21 protein-coding genes are annotated in these 22045 nt (G+C 65.5%); 9 read left to right on the top strand and 12 right to left on the bottom strand.

Features of this window, described 5'->3' with window-relative positions; translation table 11 throughout:
* Nucleotides 1-130 precede the first annotated feature (130 nt).
* Nucleotides 131-979, top strand: coding sequence for an ABC transporter substrate-binding protein (locus DND132_RS01895; RefSeq protein WP_014321015.1), 849 nt, complete (start codon nt 131-133; stop codon nt 977-979).
* 55 nt (nt 980-1034) lie between these two features.
* Here DND132_RS01895 and DND132_RS01900 read toward each other — a convergent pair whose 3' ends face one another.
* On the bottom strand, nt 1035-1712 hold the full coding sequence (locus tag DND132_RS01900) for a Crp/Fnr family transcriptional regulator (protein WP_014321016.1): 678 nt from the start codon (nt 1710-1712) through the stop codon (nt 1035-1037).
* 84 nt (nt 1713-1796) lie between these two features.
* Between DND132_RS01900 and DND132_RS01905 the strand changes: the two genes are divergently transcribed.
* The 6 genes from DND132_RS01905 to DND132_RS01930 all read left to right on the top strand — a co-directional run bounded on the left by DND132_RS01905 (nt 1797) and on the right by DND132_RS01930 (nt 7979).
* Nucleotides 1797-3128 (top strand): 4Fe-4S binding protein, encoded by a 1332-nt coding sequence (locus tag DND132_RS01905; RefSeq protein ID WP_014321017.1) that lies wholly within the window; start codon nt 1797-1799, stop codon nt 3126-3128.
* A 29-nt stretch (nt 3129-3157) separates the two neighbouring features.
* Nucleotides 3158-3952, top strand: a complete 795-nt coding sequence (locus DND132_RS01910; RefSeq protein ID WP_014321018.1) for an ATP-binding protein — start codon at nt 3158-3160, stop codon at nt 3950-3952.
* A 10-nt stretch (nt 3953-3962) separates the two neighbouring features.
* Complete coding sequence (locus tag DND132_RS01915) at nt 3963-4280, top strand: cupin domain-containing protein (protein ID WP_014321019.1); 318 nt, start codon at nt 3963-3965, stop codon at nt 4278-4280.
* Between the two features lie 32 nt (nt 4281-4312).
* The gene (locus DND132_RS01920; RefSeq protein ID WP_014321020.1) at nt 4313-4984 is read left to right on the top strand and encodes a nitrite/sulfite reductase domain-containing protein; all 672 of its coding nucleotides are present in this window, start codon (nt 4313-4315) and stop codon (nt 4982-4984) included.
* 166 nt (nt 4985-5150) lie between these two features.
* Entirely contained in the window at nt 5151-6521 is a 1371-nt protein-coding gene (trkA, locus tag DND132_RS01925) for a Trk system potassium transporter TrkA (protein WP_014321021.1), read from the top strand.
* Complete coding sequence (locus tag DND132_RS01930; protein ID WP_014321022.1) at nt 6522-7979, top strand: TrkH family potassium uptake protein; 1458 nt, start codon at nt 6522-6524, stop codon at nt 7977-7979.
* A gap of 660 nt (nt 7980-8639) precedes the next feature.
* Here the strand turns inward: DND132_RS01930 and nadB are convergent.
* From nadB to nadC, 3 genes are read right to left on the bottom strand one after another with little or no spacing between them, the layout of a single operon-like run.
* Nucleotides 8640-10226, bottom strand: a complete 1587-nt coding sequence (nadB, locus tag DND132_RS01935; protein ID WP_014321023.1) for an L-aspartate oxidase — start codon at nt 10224-10226, stop codon at nt 8640-8642.
* A 26-nt stretch (nt 10227-10252) separates the two neighbouring features.
* Nucleotides 10253-11293 carry a quinolinate synthase NadA gene (nadA, locus tag DND132_RS01940; RefSeq protein ID WP_014321024.1) on the bottom strand — a complete coding sequence of 347 codons (1041 nt, stop codon included), beginning with the start codon at nt 11291-11293 and terminating at the stop codon, nt 10253-10255.
* A gap of 14 nt (nt 11294-11307) precedes the next feature.
* A complete protein-coding gene (gene nadC, locus DND132_RS01945) occupies nt 11308-12174 on the bottom strand; it encodes a carboxylating nicotinate-nucleotide diphosphorylase (protein ID WP_014321025.1) in 867 nt (288 codons plus the stop codon).
* A 159-nt stretch (nt 12175-12333) separates the two neighbouring features.
* On the opposite strand from nadC, the gene mgtE reads away from it, so the two are divergent.
* Complete coding sequence (gene mgtE / locus DND132_RS01950; protein WP_014321026.1) at nt 12334-13668, top strand: magnesium transporter; 1335 nt, start codon at nt 12334-12336, stop codon at nt 13666-13668.
* 225 nt (nt 13669-13893) lie between these two features.
* Here mgtE and DND132_RS01955 read toward each other — a convergent pair whose 3' ends face one another.
* Genes DND132_RS01955 through ileS form a run of 7 tightly spaced genes read right to left on the bottom strand, consistent with a single transcriptional unit; the run spans nt 13894 to nt 20194 of the window.
* A complete protein-coding gene (locus tag DND132_RS01955) occupies nt 13894-14631 on the bottom strand; it encodes a protein phosphatase CheZ (protein WP_014321027.1) in 738 nt (245 codons plus the stop codon).
* 17 nt (nt 14632-14648) lie between these two features.
* Nucleotides 14649-15167: a PilZ domain-containing protein gene (locus DND132_RS01960; RefSeq protein WP_014321028.1), complete on the bottom strand. Its 519-nt coding sequence runs from the start codon at nt 15165-15167 to the stop codon at nt 14649-14651.
* A 16-nt stretch (nt 15168-15183) separates the two neighbouring features.
* Nucleotides 15184-15627, bottom strand: a complete 444-nt coding sequence (locus DND132_RS01965) for an NIL domain-containing protein (RefSeq protein ID WP_014321029.1) — start codon at nt 15625-15627, stop codon at nt 15184-15186.
* 49 nt (nt 15628-15676) lie between these two features.
* Nucleotides 15677-16636 (bottom strand): tetratricopeptide repeat protein, encoded by a 960-nt coding sequence (locus DND132_RS01970; protein ID WP_014321030.1) that lies wholly within the window; start codon nt 16634-16636, stop codon nt 15677-15679.
* Entirely contained in the window at nt 16633-16857 is a 225-nt protein-coding gene (locus DND132_RS01975; RefSeq protein WP_014321031.1) for a PLD nuclease N-terminal domain-containing protein, read from the bottom strand. Before DND132_RS01975 ends, DND132_RS01970 begins: the two co-directional genes overlap by 4 nt.
* Before the next feature lie 12 nt (nt 16858-16869).
* Nucleotides 16870-17370, bottom strand: coding sequence for a signal peptidase II (gene lspA / locus DND132_RS01980; RefSeq protein WP_014321032.1), 501 nt, complete (start codon nt 17368-17370; stop codon nt 16870-16872).
* A 7-nt stretch (nt 17371-17377) separates the two neighbouring features.
* The gene (ileS, locus tag DND132_RS01985; protein WP_014321033.1) at nt 17378-20194 is read right to left on the bottom strand and encodes an isoleucine--tRNA ligase; all 2817 of its coding nucleotides are present in this window, start codon (nt 20192-20194) and stop codon (nt 17378-17380) included.
* Nucleotides 20195-20408: 214 nt separating this feature from the next.
* On the opposite strand from ileS, the gene DND132_RS01990 reads away from it, so the two are divergent.
* A complete protein-coding gene (locus DND132_RS01990) occupies nt 20409-21038 on the top strand; it encodes a tetratricopeptide repeat protein (protein ID WP_014321034.1) in 630 nt (209 codons plus the stop codon).
* Between the two features lie 85 nt (nt 21039-21123).
* Here DND132_RS01990 and epsC read toward each other — a convergent pair whose 3' ends face one another.
* The gene (gene epsC / locus DND132_RS01995; RefSeq protein ID WP_014321035.1) at nt 21124-22044 is read right to left on the bottom strand and encodes a serine O-acetyltransferase EpsC; all 921 of its coding nucleotides are present in this window, start codon (nt 22042-22044) and stop codon (nt 21124-21126) included.
* Between the last annotated feature and the right edge of the window lies 1 nt (nt 22045).

Consider the following 22045-nt stretch of genomic DNA (forward strand, 5'->3'; position numbering starts at 1 on the left):
GCCGCACCCTGTGCGGCGGGCTTTTTGCGTTGTCCGCCGTATTAACGGACGCAATGTCATATTGTGTCTTGTCGTGCATAATCAATAATGATAACTTGGCCCCCACTGCAACCTATACAAGGAGTTGATTATGAAGAGATTTTTGCTGTCCAGCCTGATGTTTCTGCTGCTCCTGGGCAACGTGTACGCGGGCGGCATCGCGTGCACGGAGACCTACGGCGACGGGGGCACGGTCTACACGCTGGCCACGGGCTCACCGGGCGAACTGGGGCTGCTCAAGGTCCTGGCCGAGACCTTCAACGCCAGGCACGGCGCGACCATGTGCTGGGTCAAGGCCGGTTCCGGCAAATCCCTGAGCCTGCTCAAGGGCGGCGAGGTGGACGCCTGCATGGTCCATGCGCCCGCCGCCGAGAAACAGGCCGTGGCCGACGGCTGGGCCGTGGACCGCACCCTGATCGGTTCCAACGAGTTCTACATCGTCGGTCCGGCGGACGATCCGGCGGGCATCGCCGGGGCCAAGGACGCGGCCGACGCCTATGCCCGCATCGCCGGGGCCGGGGCGCTGTTCCTGTCGCGCGGCGACAATTCCGGAACGCACAAGAAGGAACTGGCCGTGTGGAAGAAGGCGGGCATTCAGCCCGAAGGGAAGTGGTATGTGGTCACCAAGGACTTCATGATGGCCACCCTGAAGCGGGCCAACGACGAGGGCGGCTACTTCATGACCGACAGCTCCACCTGGATCATGGGCAGAAAGGACATGCCCAAGCTGAAGATACTGTTCCGGGGCGACCCCATGCTGATCAATACCTACCACGCCCTGGCCTCGCCCGCGGGCGCACCGAATCACGAGCTGGCCGTGGAATTCATCAAGTTCCTGGCCTCGCCCGAAGGGCAGGGGGTCATCGCCGATTATGGCCGTCAGGCCTACGGCGAGGGCATGTACAACGACGCGGCATACGCCAGGCAGTACGATCACTAGGCATCGTTTTGCCGGGATGGAAACGGGGGGCCGCAAGGCTCCCCTTTCTTTTAGGCTAGCGGCCCTCGTCGGCCAGTTCGCGCAGCCGATCCGGGTCGAGGAGGGTTATCTCCCGGCCCCGGATGTCGATCAGCCCCTCGTCGGTGAAGCGCTTGAAGATGCGCGACAGGGTTTCCTGGATGGTCCCGAGATACAGGGCGATCTGGCCCTTGGGCAGGTCCAGGCGGAAGGTGTCGGAGTCCGTGGACGAGCGCAGGAGCAGGAGGTAGGCGGCCACCCTGGCCGGGGTTTCCTTGAGGCTCAGGTCGTCGATCTTGTTGACCAGGATGCGCAGGCGCTGGGAGAGCATGGCCATCATGCGCATGGCCAGGTCCGGGTCATCGCGCAGAATGTCGCGGAAGGCGGCGCGCGGGAAGAACAGGGTTTCGCAGGGCTCCACGGCCTCGCACTGGGCCGGGAAGGTCCCGCCCTCGAAGACCGGGACCTCGCCCACGGCCTCGCCCGGACCAAAGACGTGCAGGATCTGCTCCTTGCCCGCCGGGGAGGTGCGGAAGACCTTGACCCGCCCCGTGATCGGCGCATGGAACCCGTCCGCCGGGGCGTCCGCCAGGAACAGGGTCTCGCCCTTGTCGTACCGCCTGGTCACGGCGATGGCCGCCAGCTTGGCCAACTGGTCCTCGGGCAGTCCCCGGAAAAAGGTCACGCCGCGCACGGCCGCCAGCTTGTCCCGCAAAACATTTTCTCCATATTTTCTGGTTGAAAGATTAATTTGACCTAAGTCATGGTCGAGGTCAAAAAGATTGTTCAGGATGGGGCCATGGAAAACGGAACCGCGACGTCATACCGTCTGATCCCGCCCATGGCGGCCCTGCTCCTGCTCGGGGCGCACGGCCTGCGCCAGGGCGACTTCGGCCTGGCCGCCTCCCTGGCGGTCCTGGCCGGGCTGCTCGCGGCCCGGCGGGCCTGGGCGCGTCCCGTGGCGGCTGCCGCGCTCCTCTGGGGCGGCTTTGTCTGGGCGCAGGCCACGGTGGACTTCATCGGGTTTCGTCTGGTCCTGGGCGAGCCCTGGGAGCGGCTGGCCTGGATCATGGGCGGGGTCATCCTCCTAGACGGCGTGGGCCTGCTGGCCTTGCTCGGCCGGGGGCTCGACGGCTGGTTCGACCGCGAGCGGGAGTGGGCCGGGCCGCGCGCGGCCATGTTTCTGCTCACGGTGATCGGCCTGGCCGCGGCCCGGAGCAAGGTCTCTTTCCCCATTCTGCTGGCGGACCGCTATTGGCCCGGCTGGGGCTGGTTCGAGATATTCCTGCTCGGCTGCTACGCCCAGTGGATCGGCGCGCGCATGCGTACCCCCAAGGGGCACCGGACGGTCCGTCCGCGCGTCTGGGCGCTGTTTTCGGCCGTGTTCTTCCTGCAACTGGCCCTGGGGCTCCTGGGCATGGACCGCATGCTCATGACCGGGACCCTGCACCTGCCGGTCCCGGCCCTGATCGCGGCCGGTCCGGTCTTTCGCGGGTCCGGCTACTTCATGCTCGTCCTGTTCGGCGCGACCCTGCTCCTGGTCGGCCCGGCCTGGTGCAGCCACCTGTGCTACATCGGGGCCTGGGACGACGCCATGAGCCGTCTGGGCGGCAGGCCCGCGCCGTCCGGGACCCTGCGTTCCCTGAGCCTGTGGGGCAGGGGGGCGACCCTGGTCCTGGCCGTGGGCGCGGCCTGGGCGCTGCGCGTCCTCCAGGTGCCGGGCGCGAGCGCCGTGCTCCTGGGCGCTGCCTTCGGGCTGGTCGGGGTGGGGGTCATGGTCTTCGTCTCCCGCCGCAGGGGGATGATGGTCCACTGCACCGCGTTCTGCCCCATGGGGCTCGTGGGCAACATTTTCGGGCGCATCGCGCCCTGGCGCATCCGCATCGACGCGGACTGCACCCGGTGCGGGGCCTGCCTGACCCGCTGCCGGTACAACGCCCTGGACGAGGCGCGCCTGGCAAAGGGACGCCCGGCCCTGTCCTGCACCCTGTGCGGCGATTGCGTGTCCGCCTGCGCCCACGGCCGCATAGGCTATGTTTTTCCCGGTCTTTCCCGCGACGCCGCCCGGACCGCGTTCATCGTCCTGGCGGTCAGTCTCCACGCCGTGTTCCTCGGCGTGGCCAGAATATGAACCATCTTGAAAACCAAGGGGATAGGAAAATGATCCATGAGCGTAAAATGATCACCATCGATGAGGACCTGTGCACCGGCTGCGGCCAGTGTGTGCCCGCCTGCGCCGAAGGGGCCCTGGCCATCGTTGACGGCAAGGCCCGGCTGGTCAAGGAAATCTACTGCGACGGCCTGGGCGCCTGCCTGGGCGATTGCCCCACGGGCGCGCTCAAGGTGGAGGTTCGCAAGGCCGCCGATTTTGACCCCGAGGCCGTGACCGAACACCTCAAGGCCCAGGGCCGCGAGGTGCCGGACCACATGCCCGACCCCGAGTCCCTGCGCCTGGGCGCGAAGGCGTCCTCCGAGGGGGCCAGGGTGGGCGGCTGCCCCGGCGCGGCCCTCCAGACCCTGACCCCGTGCGGCCGGGCCAACGTGCCCACGGCCCAGGGGGCGGGCTCGGCCCTGTCCCACTGGCCGGTGCAGCTGCGTCTGGTGCCGCCCGACGCGCCGTTCCTCAAGCATGCGGACCTGCTCCTGACCGCGGACTGCGTGCCCGTGGCCATGCCGACCTACCACGGCGACTACGTGCCGGACCGGGTGGTCCTCATGGGCTGCCCCAAGTTCGACGACCAGATGGCGTATGTGGACAAGCTGGCCGGGATCATTGCGGAAAACGACCTCAAGTCCATCACGGTCATGGAGATGGAGGTGCCGTGCTGCTCCTCCATGAGCGCCATCCTGAACGAGGCGGTCAAGCGCGCGGGGAAGGCCGTGCCCACCGAGCGGGTGACGGTCAGCCGCACCGGGGCCGTGCTCAGGACCACCCAATTGCATTTTGAACTCTAGGAGGATCGTCATGAAGAAGATCGAACTGTTCGAGATACACGGCTTCAAGGACCTGACCTTTTCCAACTACCTGGCCCACGAGTCCGAGTTCATGAAGGTCATCAACTTCAACTTCAGGGCCGGGCAGAAGCTGCCCATCCACTCCCACGACCTGGAAGGGGAGCTGACCCTGACCATCCTCGAGGGGGAGGGCGAGTTCCTGGGCGCGGACGGCGCGACCATGCCCGCCCGGCCCGGCGACGTGCTCGTCTCGCGGATCGCCGAACCCCACGGGGTGCGGGCCATTACGGACATGCGCGTGCTGGTGCACATCGCCCCGCCCATCTGATTCGTCATGCGCGACAAGGAGCGAATAAAGACATGAACATGGAAGCATACATAGCGGGCTTGCCCAAGGGCGCTGTCCGTCCGCGCAAGGACGGCACGTACACCGTGGTCCCGCGCATGCGTCTGGGGCAGATGGACGCGGACCTGCTGGAGGCCGTCACCCGCGCCGTGCGGGACAACGGCCTGGCCGGGGTGCGGCTGGCCGCCAGCCAGCGGCTGATGATCGACAACGTGCCCGCGTCCGCGCTACGAAGCGTGGTCGAGGCCGTGGGGCTGGTGGGCGACGCCTACCGGTACAAGGTCCAGGGATGTTTGGGCTCGGCCGGATGCAAGCTCGGCCAGCAGGACTCCCTGGGCGCGGCCGACCGGCTGGAGCGGATGCTGGCGGACTTCAGCCTGCCCGCCAAGCTCAAGACCGGCGTCTCCGGCTGCCCCATGTGCTGCGCCGAGTCCCTGGTGCGCGATGTGGGGTTGTTCGGCAAAAAACACGGCTGGACCGTGACCTTCGGCGGCAACGGCGGCAAGCGCGTGCGCCAGGGGGACATCCTGGCCGAGGACGTCTCCGAGGCGGAGGCCTTCGCGGTCATCCGCAAGGCCCTGGCCTTTTACGCCGCGCAGGGCAAGGTGAAGGAGCGGACCGCCCGGTTCGTGGAACGGGTCGGCGTGGAGGCGGTCAGGGACGCGGTTGGGGCGGCCATCGGCTGATCCCGCCAAATGACCGCGCCCGGGCGGGCGGCCACGGGATTCCGTGGCCGCCCGCCCTTGGTTAACGGCCGGATATCATTGGCCCGAAGGGGGACCCGCATTCTTGCACTGGCGGAAAAACATGGGTAAAAGGTAGAGTGCTTTTCACTCAATGAAGGAGCGTCATTTGCGGGTCATCATCATAGGCGCCGGCGAGGTCGGCTACCACCTCGCGCAGCGGCTGGCGGTGGAAAACAAGGAAGTCGTGGTCGTGGACACCAGCGACGAGGCCCTGCGCAAGGTCGCGGAGAGCTCGGACGTCCAGACCATTAAGGGCTCTGGGTCCAGCCCCAAGGTCCTTGAGGACGCGGGCATTCGGGAGGCCGACATCTTCCTGGCCGTGACCGACTCCGACGAGATCAACCTGATCAGCTGCTACTACGCCAACATGCTCAGCGAGGGGGTCACCAAACTGGCCCGCATCCGCAACGAGATGTATACGAATTACAGCCAGTTGCTGACCGAACGTGGGGCGCACATCACCAAGATCATCAACCCCGACGAAGAGGTGGTCAACTCGGTGCTGCGGCTCATGAGCGTGCCCGGCGCGGTGGAGATCAACGAGTTCGCGGGCGGCAAGATCCGGCTCATCGGCATCCACCTGCCGGACCGCAGCCCCATCGTGGGCAGCCCGCTCATCCAACTGCGCGAAAAGATCGGCGATGACTTGGGACTGGTCATCGCGGCCATCGTGCGCAACGATAAGCTGATCATCCCCGGCGGTCAGGACGTGCTGAAAAAGGGCGACCTGGTCTATTTCGTCTGCGACATCCGCGACCAGGATGAGATCCTGGCCCGGCTCGGCATCGTGGACGACCCGGTGCGCAAGGTCCTGATCATCGGCGGCGGCAACATCGGCTTCCGCCTGGCCAAGGCCCTGGACAACAAGTACTACCACACCCGGCTGCTGGAGAACCGCCAGAAGCGGTGCGAATACCTGTCCGAGCACCTGGACCGGCCCATCGTGCTCATGGGCGACTCCACGGACCAGGAAATCCTGCGCGAGGAGAACATCCAGGACATGGACATGGTCATCGCCGTGACCGGCGACGAGGAGACCAACATCCTGTCCTGCCTGCTGGCCAAGTCCCTCGGGGCCAAGCGCACGGTGACGCGCGTCAACAATTTCGGCTATATGCCCCTGATCGAGCCCATCGGCATCGACTACGTGGTCTGCCCCCGGCTGTCGGCCATCAACTCCCTGCTGCACTACATCCGGCGGGGCAAGATCATCTCCTCGGTGTCCATCAAGGGCGAGGAGGCCGAGGCGCTGGAGGCCGTGGCCCTGGAGGATTCCCCCATCGTGGGCAAGGCGGTCAAGGACCTCGGATTTCCACGCGGCAGCCTGGTTCTCTGCTTCCAGCGCGGCGACGAGGTGGTCATCCCGCGCGGCGACTCCGTGGTCCGGCCCAACGACAGGCTGATCATCATTTCCACCAGCCAGACCATCCCCAAGGTGGAGCGGGTCCTGACCACCCGGGTGGAGGAGCTCTTCTAGATGCGCTGGCGCTACGTCCTGCACGTCATCGGGGCGCTGGTGGCCTGCGTGGGGCTGACCATGGTCCTGCCCCTGGCCTGGGGGCTCTACTACCACGACGGCACGGCCGCGCCCCTGGCCATGTCCATGGGCATCACCGTGGCCCTGGGCGGGATCGCCTTCCTGGTTTTTCGCGACCGCTCGCACAAGGCGTCCATCATGACCCACCGCGAGGGCATGGCCATCGTGGCGCTGGGTTGGTTCGCGGCCGGGGCCTTCGGCGGGCTGCCGTTCTACCTGGGCGGGACCTTCGGGTCCGTGGTGGACTGCGTGTTCGAGTCCCTGTCCGGGTTCAGCACCACCGGCTCGTCCGTGCTGGCCGACATCGAGGCCGTACCGCGCGGGCTGCTCTTCTGGCGCAGCCTGACCCACTGGCTCGGCGGCATGGGCATCATCGTCCTGTCCCTGGCCATCCTGCCGTTCCTGGGCGTGGGCGGCATGCAGCTGTACAAGGCCGAGGTGCCGGGGCCGTCCCCGGACAAGCTCAAGCCGCGCATCAAGGACACGGCCATGACCCTGTGGAAGGTCTACGTCCTGTTCAGCGCGCTGGAGACCGTGCTGCTCATGTTCGGGGGCATGGACCTGTTCGAGGCCCTGTGCCACACCTTCGGGACCATGGCCACGGGCGGGTTCTCCACCCGGAACGCCTCGGTGGCGGGCTTCGACTCCGCCTACATCGACTACGTCATCACCGTGTTCATGCTCATCGCGGGCGTGAACTTCTCCCTGCACTACCTGGTCCTCAAGTGGAAGCCGTCGGCCATGCTCAAGGACCCGGAATTCCGGGTCTTCGCGGGCATGGTCCTCGTCTTTGTGGTCATCCTGACCATCACCGTGTACGTGGCCGGGAACTATGACAACCTGGCCGACTCGGTGCGCTACACCTCGTTCCAGGTGGCCTCCATCCTGACCACCACCGGGTTCGCCACGGCGGACTACGAGCTGTGGCCCGGCCTGGCCCAGGCCATCCTGCTGTTCTGCATGTTCGTGGGCGGCTGCGCCGGGTCCACGGGCGGCGGCATGAAGGTCATGCGCATCATGCTGCTCTTCAAGCAGTCCTACCAGGAACTCTTCCGGCTCATCCACCCGCGCTCCGTGTCCCACGTCAAGATGGGCCGCACCGTGGTCAAGGATGACGTCATCAGCGGCGTCTGGGGCTTCGCCTTCCTGTGGGTGGGGCTGCTGGTCCTGGCCGCCTTCGTGGTCGCGGCCACCGGCGTGGACGTGGTCACCTCCTTTGCCGCCTCCCTGGCCTGCATCGGCAACATCGGTCCCGGCATCGGCGGGGTAGGGCCCACGGACAACTTCGCCTGGATGCCGGACGCGGCCAAGTGGGTCCTGACCTTCTGCATGGTCCTGGGGCGGCTGGAAATCTACACCGTCATCATCCTCTTCGTGCCCGAGTTCTGGCGCAAGTAGCCCGTAGCGGGCGGTCCCTCCATCGCATCATCTGTGGGGCGCGATCCGGCGAAAACGGCCTGTCCGGAGCGGGTGGGCCGCGTTGTGTCGTCTGCTCCGAGCGGGTCAGGAGCATCCCGTGCTGCCGCCTCCGGGCGGCCTGCCGTCTCGTTGGCCGCGCACTGGTGGGTCCGGGCCGCGCCAGGACGGAAAAAGTCCGTCATTTCGGGCCGAAAGCGGGGGTGGAAAAGTCTCAAGATTCTCTAGACTTTTTCCAGACTCGTTGTCCCGCAACGATTTGCCGGCGATTGATCGGGGGGAGGCCTGGTTGCCGGGCGGGAGCGCGGTGCGGGCGCTAAGGGCTACAGCGGGAGGCGAATCGGCGGCCGGAATGAGTGAATAATGGTCGGGAAAAGGGGGAGTTGAGGGTGTTGTCCCAGGGATGGCGGGGGCGAATTTCTGGGGTGCGCCGGTGTGATCGGCGGGTTGGGGGAAGAAGGGAATTTGCGGGGAGTGGCGGACCTGGATTTGTGGTGGGAGGGGGGGATCTCGGCGGAGGGCGCAAGGGCTTGATCCGGGGAACGGAGGTGCCCCTTGCCGGGCCGCGCCGACGAAACGGCCCGCGTCGTCCGGGTGGGACGGCGCGGGCCGGAAGGGTCGTTGTTCACGTCCGGGGACGGCCTAGTCGATGCGGTAGTGGCACCCCTTGGTCTCCTTGTTGCGCAGGGCGGACAAGGTGATGATGTAGGCCGTCTGGGAGCCGTGGAAGAGGTCGATGATGGACTTGCTCAACTCGGTCTCGCGGTAGAAGTCCTGGAGGTTCTTGGTCAGCTTGCGCAGGTCCACGAAGGCGCGGTTGAGCCGGTTGCTCGAACGGGCCACGCCCACGTAGTTCCACATGGTGTTGCGGATGTTGGACCAGTCCTGGGCGATCAGGGCCGGGTCCTCGTCGCGGATGCCGTGGGGCACCCAGTCCGGGATGGCGTCCAGGAGCTTGCGGGACAGGCCCGAGGTCCGGTTCAGGCGCATGGCCATGTCGTGTCCGGCGGAGTGGCCCCAGAGCATGCCTTCGAGCAGCGAGGTGCTGGCCAGCCGGTTGGCGCCGTGCACACCGGTGCAGCTGCATTCCCCGGCCGCGTAAAGCTGGTCCAGGGTGGTCCGGGCGCGGGAGTCCACCAGGATGCCGCCGCAGAAGTAGTGGGCGGCCGGGACCACGGGGACCGGGTCCGAGGCCATGTTCAGGCCCATCTTGCGGCAGCGCTCGGAGATGGTCGGAAAGCGCTTGTCCACGTCCTGCTTGATCCCGGAGCAGTCCAGGTACACGGAGTCGTCGTCCGTGGTCAGCATCTCGTCCATGATCGCCCTGGTGACGATGTCGCGGGGGGCCAGGTCGGCGCGCGGATCGTAGCGGGGCATGAAGCGCTCGCCGTCCTTGTTGACCAGGACCGCGCCCTCGCCGCGCACGGCCTCGGAGACCAGGAAGCGGCGTTCGCCGCGCTTGGTCCCGCCGTACAGGGCCGTGGGATGGAACTGGACGTATTCGCAGTTCATCAGCCGGGCGCCCGCGCGATGGGCCATGGCCAGGCCCGAGCCGATGGAGCCGGGGGTGTTGGTGGTGTGCAGGTAGATCTGTCCGATGCCGCCGGTGGCCAGCATGGTGTACTTGGACAGGATGGTCTCGACCTTGCCCACCTGGTCGTTGAAGACGTAGGCCCCCACGCACTGGTTGGACAGGTCGTACTTGAAGTCCAGGTGCCGGGCGTGGTGCTGGGTGGTCAACAGGTCGATGGCCGTGCGCTGGGTCAGCACGCGGATGTTCGGGTGCTTCTCCACGGCGTCGGCCAGGACGTCCATGATGTTCCGGCCCGTGTGGTCGTCGCAGTAGAGGATGCGGGGCATGGAGTGCCCGCCCTCGCGGGTCAGGTACCAGTCGCCGGGTTTACGCTGGTTGAAGGGAATCTTGTACTTTTCGAGAAAGAGTTCCTTCAGCACTTCCGGTCCCTTGCGGGCGATGAAGCGCACGGCGCGGGTGTAGTTGTGCTTCCAGCCCGCGGTCAGGATGTCCTTTTCCAGGATCTTGGGGTCGTCGTGCTCGTTGCGGTAGACGATGCCCCCCTGGGCAAGGGAGGTGTTGCCGGTTTTCAGGTCGGCCCCGGCAGTAATGAGGATGACGTCGCGCCCCTGGTCGGCCAGGGTGAGGGCGGCTACGGAACCGGCGATGCCGGAACCGATGATCAACGCGTCGGATTGCAGGCGAAAATTGTTCATGGCCAAGGGTGTAGCACCATGTCCGCCTAGGAGCAAACGGCGAGCATGCGGTCCAGGGCCAGCTTGGCGGGCTCCTTCACGGCGTTGCTCACCGTGACGGGCGCGGCGGTGTCTAGGGTTTCAAGGGTGCGCGCGAGGTTCTCCAGGGTGGTCTTGCCCATGTCCTCGCACAGGGCGGTGCGCAGCGGCCGGATGGTCTTGCAGCCCGCGTACTTTGCGGCCAGCCGTTTGACCAGGTTCTCCTCGGTGCCGATGTACACCGTGGAACCGGCCGGGGCCTCGTCCGCGTAACGGATCAGGAAGGTGGTGGAGCCGTTGCCGTCCACGGCCCGGACAATGGCCGGGTCGCACTCGGGGTGGACCACGATCTTGGCCTCGGGCTCGTTCTCGCGGATGGCGCGCACGGCCTCCAGGGTGAACTCCACGTGGACCGGGCAGTAGCCGGGCCAGAGGATGAGCTTTTTGCCCTCGGCGTCCTCGGGATTGACGGCCAGGGCCGGGTCGCCGTGGATGACGTCGCGGGGCAGGAGCAGGCGCTGGTCCTCGGGGATGCCGAGCACGTCGCCGGTGTTGTTGCCCAGGTGCTGGTCGGGCAGGAAGAGCACGGCGTCGCCCTGGTTCAGGGCCCATTCGAGCATGACCCTGGCGTTGGCAGAGGTGCAGACCGAGCCGCCATGCTCGCCGACCACGCCCTTCACGGCGGCCGAGGAGTTGACGTAGGTCAGGGGCACGATCTTCCGGCCGCTCTCGCCGAGGATGGCCAGGGTCTTGCGCACGCGGCCCGCCTCGGCCATGTCGGCCATGGGGCAGGTGGCGGTGGCGTCCGGGATGTGGATCTTCTGGCCGGGGCGGGCCAGGATGGCCGCGGATTCGGCCATGAAATAGACCCCGCAGAAGACCACGTGCTCGGCGCTCAGGCCGTTGATCTTGCGGGCCAGCTCCAGGGAGTCGCCGCGGATGTCCGTGCAGTCGATGACCTCGTCGGACTGGTAGTGGTGGCCGAGAATGGCCAGGGAGTCGCCCCGTTCGTCCTTGATCCGGAAAATGGTTTCCTTGGCGTTTTCCACAGTGTTCCTCGTTATCACAACGGCACGAATTGCATACTGAAATCGGAACTGGGCGCGGAGTGGGTCAGCTTGCCCACGGAGATGTAGTCCGGTCCGAGTTCGGCAATGTCGCGGATGGTTTCCAGGGAGACGTTGCCGCTGATTTCCGTCTCGATGGCGTCGGGGATCATGGACAGGGCGGTCCGGGCGGTCTCGGCGTCCATGTTGTCGAGCATGATCCGCTGCACGTCCAGCTTGGAGGTCTCCTTGACGTCGTCCAGGGTCCGGCACTCCACCTCGATGGGCGGGCAGGGCGAGAGGACGGTCCGGAGCTGGCGCACGGCCTCGGTGATGGACCCGGCCCGGTCGATGTGGTTGTCCTTGAGCATGAGCATGTCGGACAGGGTCAGGCGGTGATTCCTGCCGCCCCCGGCCAGGACCGCGTACTTTTCGGGAAAGCGCAGGCCGGGAAGGGTCTTGCGCGTGTCGAGCAGGGTGGTCTTGGTGCCCTTGAGGGCCTCCACGTATCGCGCGGTCAGGTTGGCGACGCCGGACAGATGGCAGAGGAAGTTGAGCATGACCCGTTCGGCCTTGAGCAGCTGAATGGCCGGGCCCTGGATGGCCGCGACCATGGTCCCCTCGGACACGGTCTCGCCGTCGTCCACGTTGAGGTGCGCCTGGCACTCCTTGCCGCCGAATTCGAGCACGAGCGGGATGATCGGCAGCCCGGCCACGACGGTGCGCTGTTTGGCCACGATCAGGGCCTGGGCCATGTCGGACTCGGTGAACAGCCCCTGGCTGGTCAGGTCCGAGCCGTCCTCGGCCAGAGCTATGCGGATGGTGGCCAGCAGGAACATCCTGGCCTCGGCCTGGAAAAAGTCGTCGAAAAGGTTGGTGGGCATGGTTGCATCCATATATTTGCAGGGTGATCAAGGGAAGTAAGGCACGCGGGGGCGTTCGTCAAGAGCCGTCGGGGTTGATGAAATATTTCACATTAATATCACGTTGCCGAAGTTCGATTTCTTTGACCTGGAGCTGGATTTGAGCTAGGTATCCAGCCCATGAGCGTGAAAGAGGAATACACCCCTCGCCCCGACGAGGAACTGGACGACATGGCCGCCGTGGACTTCGAATCGCAGCATCCTGCGGATGCCGCCGAGACGATCGAAGGGCTGGACATCGCCGATCAGGTCAAGTTCATCAAGCAGCTGCCCATCAAGGACGCGGCCGAATCCATCGCGGAGATGGACGACCTCGACCAGAAGGCGCTCATCAGCAGCCTGAACCGGGGGCTGGCCGCCCGCATCGTCGAGGAGATGGCCCCGGACGATGCCACCGACCTCCTCGACGGCCTGTCCGACGACCTCCAGAAGGCCCTGCTCAGCCGCGTGGCCGCCGAGGATCGCGCGGAGCTCAAGACCCTGCTGACCTTCGACCCGGACACCGCGGGCGGCGTCATGAACACCGAGGTGGTCATCCTCGACCAGGACCTGAACGCGGACGAGGCCGTGGCCAAGATCCGCGAGGAGGTCGAGGACAAGGAGATCCCGTACTACGCCTACCTGGTGGACAAGAAGGACCGGCTGGTGGGCGTGCTCTCTTTGCGCGACCTGCTGCTGGCCAAGCGCGGCAGCCACCTGCGGGACCTGGTCAAGACCCAGAACCTCATTTCCGTTGGCTACAACGTGGACAAGGAAGAGGTCGCCCACCTCATCGCCCACTACAATTTCCTGGCCCTGCCCGTGGTCGATTTCGGCAACCGGCTGCTCGGCGTGGTCACGGTCGACGACGTCATCGACATCATCCACGAAGAGGCCTCCGAGGACATGCAGGCCATGGTCGGCGCGGGCGCGGACGAGACCACGGACTCCCCGTGGCTCTATTCCCTGCGCATGCGCCTGCCCTGGCTGATCCTCAACGTCATCTTCTCGGCCGTCTCGGCCTGGGTGGTCCATCTGTTCGAGGGCAACATCGCCCAGATGGCGGTGCTGGCCGTGCTCATGCCCGTTGTCGCCAACCAGGCGGGCAACACCGGGCAGCAGGCCCTGGCGGTCATGATCCGCCAGCTGGCCATGGAGCGTTTCGACCGCAAGCGCGCCTGGATCGCCGTGCTGCGCGAGCTGCGCATCGGGTTCGTCAACGGGATGATCATCTCCACCCTGGTCTTCTGCGCGGTCCTGCTGGTCACGCACAAGGTGCTCCTGGCCTCGGTCATGGGCGCGGCCCTGTGGGTGGACATGCTCCTGGGCGCACTGGCCGGCGGGTCCATTCCGCTGCTCCTCAAGGAGTTGGGGCGCGACCCGGCCCAGGCCTCGAGCATCTTCCTGACGACCATCACGGACTCCATGGGGTTCCTGGTCCTCCTCGGCCTGGCCGGGCTGGTCCTGCTGCACTGAGCCCGACGGCTGCGCCGGAGCGGATCACGCTGCGCAGCATGAGGAAATCGCGCAGAAGGCGCATGCCGGGGCGCAAGGGGATGGCCCTGCCCGCCGAAGGGGAATCACCCGACAAACGCCGCGAAGCGGCTTCCCCTTCCGATTTCACCGATGAGAGCACAACACCAATAAAAGGGGCGCACCGGATATCCGGTGCGCCCCTTTTTTCGTTGATTCCCGTGTTCGTCAGTCCAGGCCGAGGGAGGCGAGGAGGTCGTCCACGTCGCCCTGGTTGGTCCCTTCGGACGGGCCCTGGAGCTTGGAGGTGGCCTCGTTGCGCGCCTCCTGGGACAGGGCCTCGAAATCCTTCTCCGGCTCGGCCTCGCGCTGGCGGATCATCAGGCCGGTGGAGAGCATGACCTCGCGGACGATCTGTTCGATCTGGCGGAGGGAGTCGATGATCTTCTTGATGCGCTGTCCGGTCAGATCCTGGAAGCTCAGGGAGACCATGATATTGGATAGGTCGGTGCCCAGGGTGCCGTTGATTTCCTTGAGCTTCTCGCGGTCCCGCTTGGTCACGCCGCCGGACTCGAACCCCTTGACGATGGTGGCCACGGACCCCTGGAGGTCCTGGAGCTTCTCGACGATGTCGATGATCTCCACGGCGGCCTTTTCCGTGGTCCTGAGCACGGCGTCCAGCTGGTCCGAGGTCTCGGAGAAGAGCTCCTCGGGGTCGATGTCCGCGGTGATGCACTTGATCTCGGTCCCGCCCCGGGCGGCCTTGACTTCCTGGTAGATCTTCTTGAGCCCGCCCTGGAGGTCCTCGTTGACCCGGCGGTAGAATTCGCCTTCCAGCAGCGCCTTGGACAGGTTTCTGGCGATCTCCCGTTCCACGGCGGACGCGATGGTCCCCTTGAGATTTTCCACGAGCTGGTCGGAGACCTTTTCCATCAGTTCCCTAACCAATTCTTCGTTGCTGGTCATGCACGTGCTCCGGGAGGCTACATTTTGGAGTTGCGGATCTGTTCGCGCTGTTCCTTGAAGACGAACTGCACGATGGCCTCCATGTCCGATCCGCGCAGGTCCACGAATTCGAAGCGGTACAGGCCGGTGTCGGGCTCCTGGTCCAGGATGCGCCCCTTGCTGCCCGCCAGACGCATAGGCGACTGGCTGAGGTAGATGATCAGTTCCAGGGCGTCGCCGGGCTGGAATTGCCGGGCCGAGCGGAACTTGACGCCCGCGGCGGAGATCTCCATGACCTCCACGGGCAGGGAGAAGTCGGCCTTGACCGAGTCCTGGCCGAGCATGGAGATGATCTGGTCGAGCTTGCGGTCCATCTCCGCCAGGAAGGCGGTCACTTCCTCGGGGAGCTTGCTCTTCTTGACGAAGTCCTCGCGGGTGACCGGCTGGGGCATGGCGTCGCCGGTGAAGAGCTGGGGCGAATCCAGGGAATGCATGACGCGGGCCTGGGCCTTGAGCCGGACCTGTATGCGCGAGAAGGAGCGTTTCTCTTCACTCATGGGACCCCCTTGGGGTTTAGGACCTGCCGTTTTCGTCCATGTCGAGGGTCATGCACTTGACCGGGCAGACGCGGGTGCACATGCCGCAGGCGGAACACTTGTCCACGTTGAAGACGACCTTGAGGGTCTCGCGGTCCAGGGCCAGGGCGTCGGTGGGGCACATGGCCGTGCACACCCCGCAGTGGATGCAGGCGTCCTCGTCGCGGAAGATCTTGTGCGCCACCGGGGTGATGCGCACACCGTTCTCCTTGAGGTAGCCGATGCCCTTGTGGAACTCGTCCTCCCGGCCCGAGACCTCGAGGGTCATGGTCCCCTCGTGGCGCGGGGAGATGTCCGCCTTGAGGATGTTGAAGCTCAGGTCGAACTTGCGCAGCAGGTTGCAGACCACGGGCCTGCCGGAGACTTCCGGCGGGAAGGAAAGGTAGACGATCTTCCTGAAACCATTCTTGACTTCTTGCATGGGACTGTCCTGAGTGCCCTTCATGGCACGTTCGGCGCGTTGGCCGCAATTATTTCATTTTGTCCAGGGACCGCTTGGCCTGGGTGGCTTCCACGGTCTTGGGGAATTTTTTGATGATTTCCTCGAAACGCATCTTGGCCAGCTCGGGCTTGCCCAGGCGCTCCCAGGAGTAGCCGGCCCGGAGCAGGGCGGCCTTGTACTTGGAGCTCTTCTGGTACTTCTCGATGACGTCCTCGTAGAGGATGACGGCCCGGGCGTAGTCCTTGAGCATGTAATAGCACTGGCCCTGCCAGAAGACCGCGCTGGGCGTGAAGGCATGGCCCTTGAAGGTGTCGGTGAACTCGGCCCAGTAGGAGCGGGCGCGCTCGTAGTTGCCTTCCTTGTACAGGGCGTAGGCCTTGTCGTAGAGGGCCTTGGCCGGGTCGGTGTCGGCCTGGGCCGCGGCCGTGGCGGCTCCGGCCGCTGCGGCTCCGGTTGCGACGGCCGCCTCTTCGGGGGCGTCGGCCGGGGCGGCGGTGGCGGCGGTGGCTGTGGCGGCCGCAGTGGCCCCGGCGGTGGCCGTGGCGGCAGCGGCCGCGTCATGCGCCTTGCGGACCTCGGGCAGGTCCACCTGGAGCTCGTTCACCATGGCGAATTCCACCTCGGACAGCCGCTTGGACAGGTCCTCGACGGTCACGGCGGAGTCGGCCGCGCCCACCTGGCGGTCCATGCGGATGTTCAGATTGTCCACCTCGCCGCGCATCTTGGCGATCTCGGCGCGCAGGGACTGGATTTCGGCCCACATGTCGGCGGACTGTTCGCGGATGGGGTTGTTGGACTTCTCGATCTCTGCCTTGAGCTGCTGTTTGGACTCGGCCAGTTCGGCCTCAAGCTGCCGGATTCGGTTGAGGTCCTGCTGACGGTCGGACTGCATGGCCTCCACGTCGGTCCTGGTGGCGCAACCGGCCAGCGCGGACAGGCTCAGGAGGATCAACAGGACGGTGAAAAGACTGCTGTTTTTCATCTTCATTGCAAGCTCCCTCTTTTTCTGCCGAGGAAAAGATACGTCAGAGCGCCGAGGATGGGAATAAAAATGCAGATCTGCATCCACAGGCTCTTTTCCGTCGGGGATTCGAAGTTCCGTTTCCAGACGTCCAGGATGGACCAGACGCTGAAGGCGAAACAGGCGCCGACCGCGATCAGCACGATGGCCCACTGGGTCGGGGTCAGGGCCGAGAAGTCTGCGAACATGGTGCGTTCTCCTTAGGAAAGCCGGGACGGCTTTCGGGTGTCCCCGCGGTTGAGCAGGGTGGACACGATGATGCAGCCCGCGCCCACGGTCAGGGCGCTGTCGGCCACGTTGAAGGCGGGCCAGTGGTAGCTGCCCGCGTAGAAGTCCAGGAAGTCGATGACCGAGCCGAGCCAGAGCCGGTCGATGGCGTTGCCCACGGCCCCGCCCGCGATCATGCCCAGCCCGGCGAGCATCCAGCGGTCCCCGTCCCTGGTCAGCCGGATCATGTAGGCGATGACCAGGACGGCGGCCAGGGAGATGAGGATGAACAGCGGGCGCTGCCAGTCGATCTTGTCGTCGTCCAGGAAGCCCCAGGCCGCGCCCTTGTTCAGCACGTGAACCAGGTTGAACAGACCGGGAACGATCTCCCTGCCGGTCCACGGCTGCATCAGGTTGTGGACCAGGAGCTTGGTGATCTGGTCGAGCACCACGGTGCCCGCCGCCCAGACGGCTGCCAGCTTGTACCGATTCATGGGGCTCCTATTCGAGGGTCTTGAGCACCGCCGTGCAGCGCGGGCAGGCGTCCGGGTAGTCCGGGTCCGTGCCCAGGTCCTCGGCGATGCGCCAGCACCGTTCGCACTTCTCGCCCGGAGCGGGGGCCACGGCGACCTTGAGATTTTCGATGTCCTCGCCGACATAGGCGTCCGCCGGGGCGTTCTCCGGCTCGTCCAGGACCAGCTTGGAGATGATGAAGAACTCGCGCGGGTCGATGTCCTCGGTGGCGACCAGCTCGCGGACGGCCTCGTCGGCGTAGAGGGTCACCTGGGCGTCCAGGGACTTGCCGATGACCCGGTCCTTGCGCAGGGGCTCGATGGCCTTGTTGACCTCGGACCGGACCAGGGCCAGTCGTTCCCAGCGGGCGCGCTCGTCGGCGGACAGGCCGGGCCGGTCGGGCTGGAAGCGCAGGGCGAAGACCGTCTTGCTTTGCGGCAGGGCGGCCTTGATCGCCTCGGGCAGGTCCTGGAAGGCCTCCTCGGCGGTGAAGGACAGGACCGGGGCCATGTCCTCGAGGAGCATGAGCAGGATCTGCCAGAGCACGGTCTGGGCGGAGCGGCGCTTGAGGCCGTCCCGCTCCTCCACGTAGAGGCGGTCCTTGATGATGTCGAGGTAGAAGGCGGACAGGTCCACCACGCAGAGGTTGTGCAGGGTGTGGTAGACCTTGTGGAATTCGAACCGGCGGTAGGCCGTGCGGATGGCGTCGTGCTGGCGCACGACCATGTCCAGGGCGTAGCGGTCCAGCGGCGGCATGTCGGCCACGGCCACTTTGTCCGCCGGGTCGAAGTCGCTCAGGTTGGACAGCAGGTAGCGGCAGGTGTTGCGGATGCGGCGGTAGGCGTCGACCAACCGGCTCAGGGTCTCGTCCGAGATGCGGATGTCCTCCTGGTAGTTGGAGGCCGAGACCCACATGCGCAGGATCTCCGCGCCGAACTTGTCGATGATCTCTTGCGGGGCCAGGACGTTGCCGATGGATTTCGACATCTTGCGCCCTTCGGCGTCGACCACGTAGCCGTGGGTCAGGACCGCCTTGTAGGGCGGCACGTCGCGCGTGCCCACCGAGGCGAGCAGGGAGGAGTGGAACCAGCCGCGATGCTGGTCCGAGCCCTCCAGGTACAGGTCCGCCGGGAAGCGGGTCTCCTTGCGCTGCTCCACCACGGCGGCGTAGCTGGTGCCGGAGTCGAACCAGACGTCCAGGATGTCGGTCTCGCGCCGCCAGTGTTTGCCGCCGCACTTGGGACAGGTCAGCCCCTCGGGCACGATCTCTTCGAGCGGGGCCTCGAACCAGTAGTCGCAGCCGGTCTCGTGCTTGGCGTAGCGGTCGCAGATGTCGTAGACCCACTTGGCGTCGAACCAGGTCTCGTCGCAGTCCTCGCAGATGAGCGCGGAGATGGGCACGCCCCAGTTGCGCTGGCGGGAGATGCACCAGTCAGGCCGGTTTTCGACCATGTTGTAGATGCGCTCCTCGCCCCAGGACGGAATCCACTCCACGTCGTTGCGGATGGCCTTGAGGGCCCGCTTGCGCAGGTTGTTCTCGTCCATGCCGATGAACCACTGGGTGGTGGCCCGGAAGATGACCGGCTGCTTGCAGCGCCAGCAGTGGGGGTAGGAGTGGGTGATCTTTTCCGAGGCCATCAGGTTGCCCAACTCGGTCAGCTTCTCGATGACCTTGGGGTTGGCCTCCCAGACGTTCAGTCCGGCGAAAAATTCGACTTCATTGAGAAATTCGCCGCGATTGTTCATGGGCGAGTAGATTTCCAGGCCGTAGCGCAGGCCGGTCTCGAAGTCCTCGCGGCCGTGTCCCGGCGCGGTGTGCACGCAGCCCGTGCCGGTGTCCAGGGTCACGTAGTCGGCCAGGACCACCGGGGACGGGCGGTCGTAGATGGGGTGCTTGGCCCGCATGCCCTCGAGGTCCGCGCCGCGGAAGGTGGCCAGGGTCTCCCAGGACTCCCAGCCGAACTTGCCGGCGCAGGATTCGAGCAGGGCTTCGGCCAGGACGTAGTAGTCGCCGCCCGTCTGGACCAGGACGTAGTCGAAGTCCGGGTGCACGGCCACGGCCATGTTGTCCGGGATGGTCCACGGGGTGGTGGTCCAGATGAGGATGTACAGACTGGAGACGTCGATGTCCGTGATCTTCTTGAAATTCTCGTCGGCCATGGGGAAGCGGACGTAGATGGACGGGGAGGTGTGGTCCTCGTACTCCACCTCGGCCTCGGCCAGGGCGGTGTGGCAGTCGCAACACCAGTAGATGGGCTTCTTGCCCCGGACCACGCCGTCGCGCTCCATGAACCGGCCCAGTTCACGGGCGGTGGCCGCCTCGTACTCGGGCTTCATGGTCATGTACGGGTCGTCCCATACTCCGAACACGCCCAGCCGCTTGAACTCCTGGCGCTGGGTGTCCAGCCATTTGGCGGCGTAGGAGCGGCAGATCTTGCGGATGGTCAGGGTGTCGAGTTCCTTGTTCTTTTTCTTCAGTTCCTGCTCGACCTTGTGCTCGATGGGCAGGCCGTGGCAGTCCCAGCCGGGCACGTACTCGGCCTTCTGGCCCTGGATGTTCCGGGACTTGACGATGATGTCCTTGAGGACCTTGTTCAGGGCCGTGCCCATGTGGATGTGGCCGTTGGCGTAGGGAGGACCGTCGTGCAGCACGTATCTGTCGTCGGGGTCACCGGCGGCGACCATCTCGTCATAGGCCTTGATCTCCTCCCAGAACTTGAGCATCTCGGGCTCGCGCTGCGTGAGGTTGGCCTTCATGGGGAAGGTGGTCTGGGGCAGGAGCAAAGTTTTTTTGTAGTCGCTCATGGGTTTTCAAGTCCTCCGGGAACCATATATTTCTTTAAATCATAGTGGCCGTTTTGATGAGACGGCGTAGATTGGTATAAGCCGGACCGGAAGTCAAGCTTTGCACGGGCGGGGCGGGGACTTGCACAATGTTTACACGGCCTGCGAAACGTGCTTTTGTGACAAGTGGACGACAATGTCCCGAACGTGAACAACAGACGAATCAGGAGATATGATGGGAGTGAACAAACGTGAGGACGAGGCCGTGGAGCTCAAGGGGCCCGGGTACGTCAAGAAAAGCTCGGCGATCATGCTGGCGGTCCTGGGCGTGCTGCTCGGGGCCTTCATCGGCAACGCCGTGACCATGCTCTATGTCGGCCAGCGGCAGCAGCGGCTGAACGTGTCGACCCAGGCCGTGCCCACCGAGTCCCCGGTGCCGCACACGGCCGATCCCGAGGCCCTGGCCCGCCTGGAGAACGGGGCGGCCGCCGACCCGACCAACGCGGACCTGTGGATCGAGCTCGGCAACTTCTGCTTCGACCACAACCTGCCCGCGCGGGCGGTCAACGCCTACGAACGCGCCCTGGAGCTCAGGCCCAACGAGGTCAACGTCTGGTCCGACCTGGGGGTCATGTACCGGCGGACCAAACAGTTCGACAAGTCCGTGGACGCCTTCGGCCACGCCGCGGCCCTGGACCCGAAGCACGTCACCGCGCGGTTCAACATGGGCATCGTCTACCTCCACGACCTGAACGATCCGGCCTTGGCCCTGAAGGCCTGGAAGGAGGTCCTGACCATCGACCCGGAGGCCAAGTCGCCCACCGGACAACCCGTGGCGGACATGGTTCAGGGACTGGAAAAATAGTTAAAGTCAAACATGAAGAAAAGGGAGACATGGTTGTCCATGCCTCCCTTTTTATTTGCTTTTTTATTGAAGGATTCGTGCGGGATCAGATGCCCGCGCCGTGCTCGAAGGACTGTTCCAGGGCCCGTGTCTGGACAATCTGCGCCCCGGCCGGGACGTCGCGCACGATCCAGACGTTGCCGCCGATGACCGCTTCGCGGCCGATGGTGATGCGGCCGAGGATGGTCGCCCCGGCGTAGATGATCACGTCGTCCTCCACGATGGGGTGGCGGGGCAGCCCCTTGATAAGCATCTCGTCCTCGCCCTTGGGGAAGGACTTGGCCCCCAGGGTCACGCCCTGGTACACGCGCACGTTGTCGCCGATGATGCAGGTCTCGCCGATGACCGTGCCGGTGCCGTGGTCGATGAAGAAGGACCGGCCGATGGTCGCGCCGGGGTGGATGTCGATGCCCGTGTCCGAGTGGGCCATCTCGCCGATGATCCGGGGGATGATGTCCACGCCGAGCTTGTACAGCTCGTGGGCGATGCGGTGGTTGGTCAGGGCCCGGATGGACGGGTAGCAGAATATGGTCTCCCCGTGTGTCTTGGCCGCGGGGTCGCCGATGTAGGCCGCCTCCACGTCGGACAGCAGGTACTCCCTGATCTCGGGCAGCCTGGTGATGAATTTCTTGGCAATGGTCTTGGCCCGCTTCTCGCAGTCGCTGCACCGCTCCGTGGTGGTGGCGTCGCAGACGAAGCAGTAGCCCCGGTTGATCTGGTCCGCGAGCTTGCGTTCCAGCTGGTCCAGGGTCGAGCCGATGTAGTAGGGCATGGTGTCCGGGGTGATCTCGGACGGGCCGAAATACCCCGGAAACAGGACGCAGCGCAGGTCCTCGACGATGCCGCGCAGAATCTCCACCGAGGGCATGGGGGCTTCGCCCGCCCGGCGGTGGGAACGCGGGCCCTTGTCTCCGGACTCCACGAGGAGCGCGACCACATCCGCCAATGTGTAGTCTTCACTGGTCATG

This window comes from Pseudodesulfovibrio mercurii (assembly GCF_000189295.2).
Classification (GTDB): Bacteria; Desulfobacterota; Desulfovibrionia; order Desulfovibrionales; family Desulfovibrionaceae; genus Pseudodesulfovibrio; species Pseudodesulfovibrio mercurii.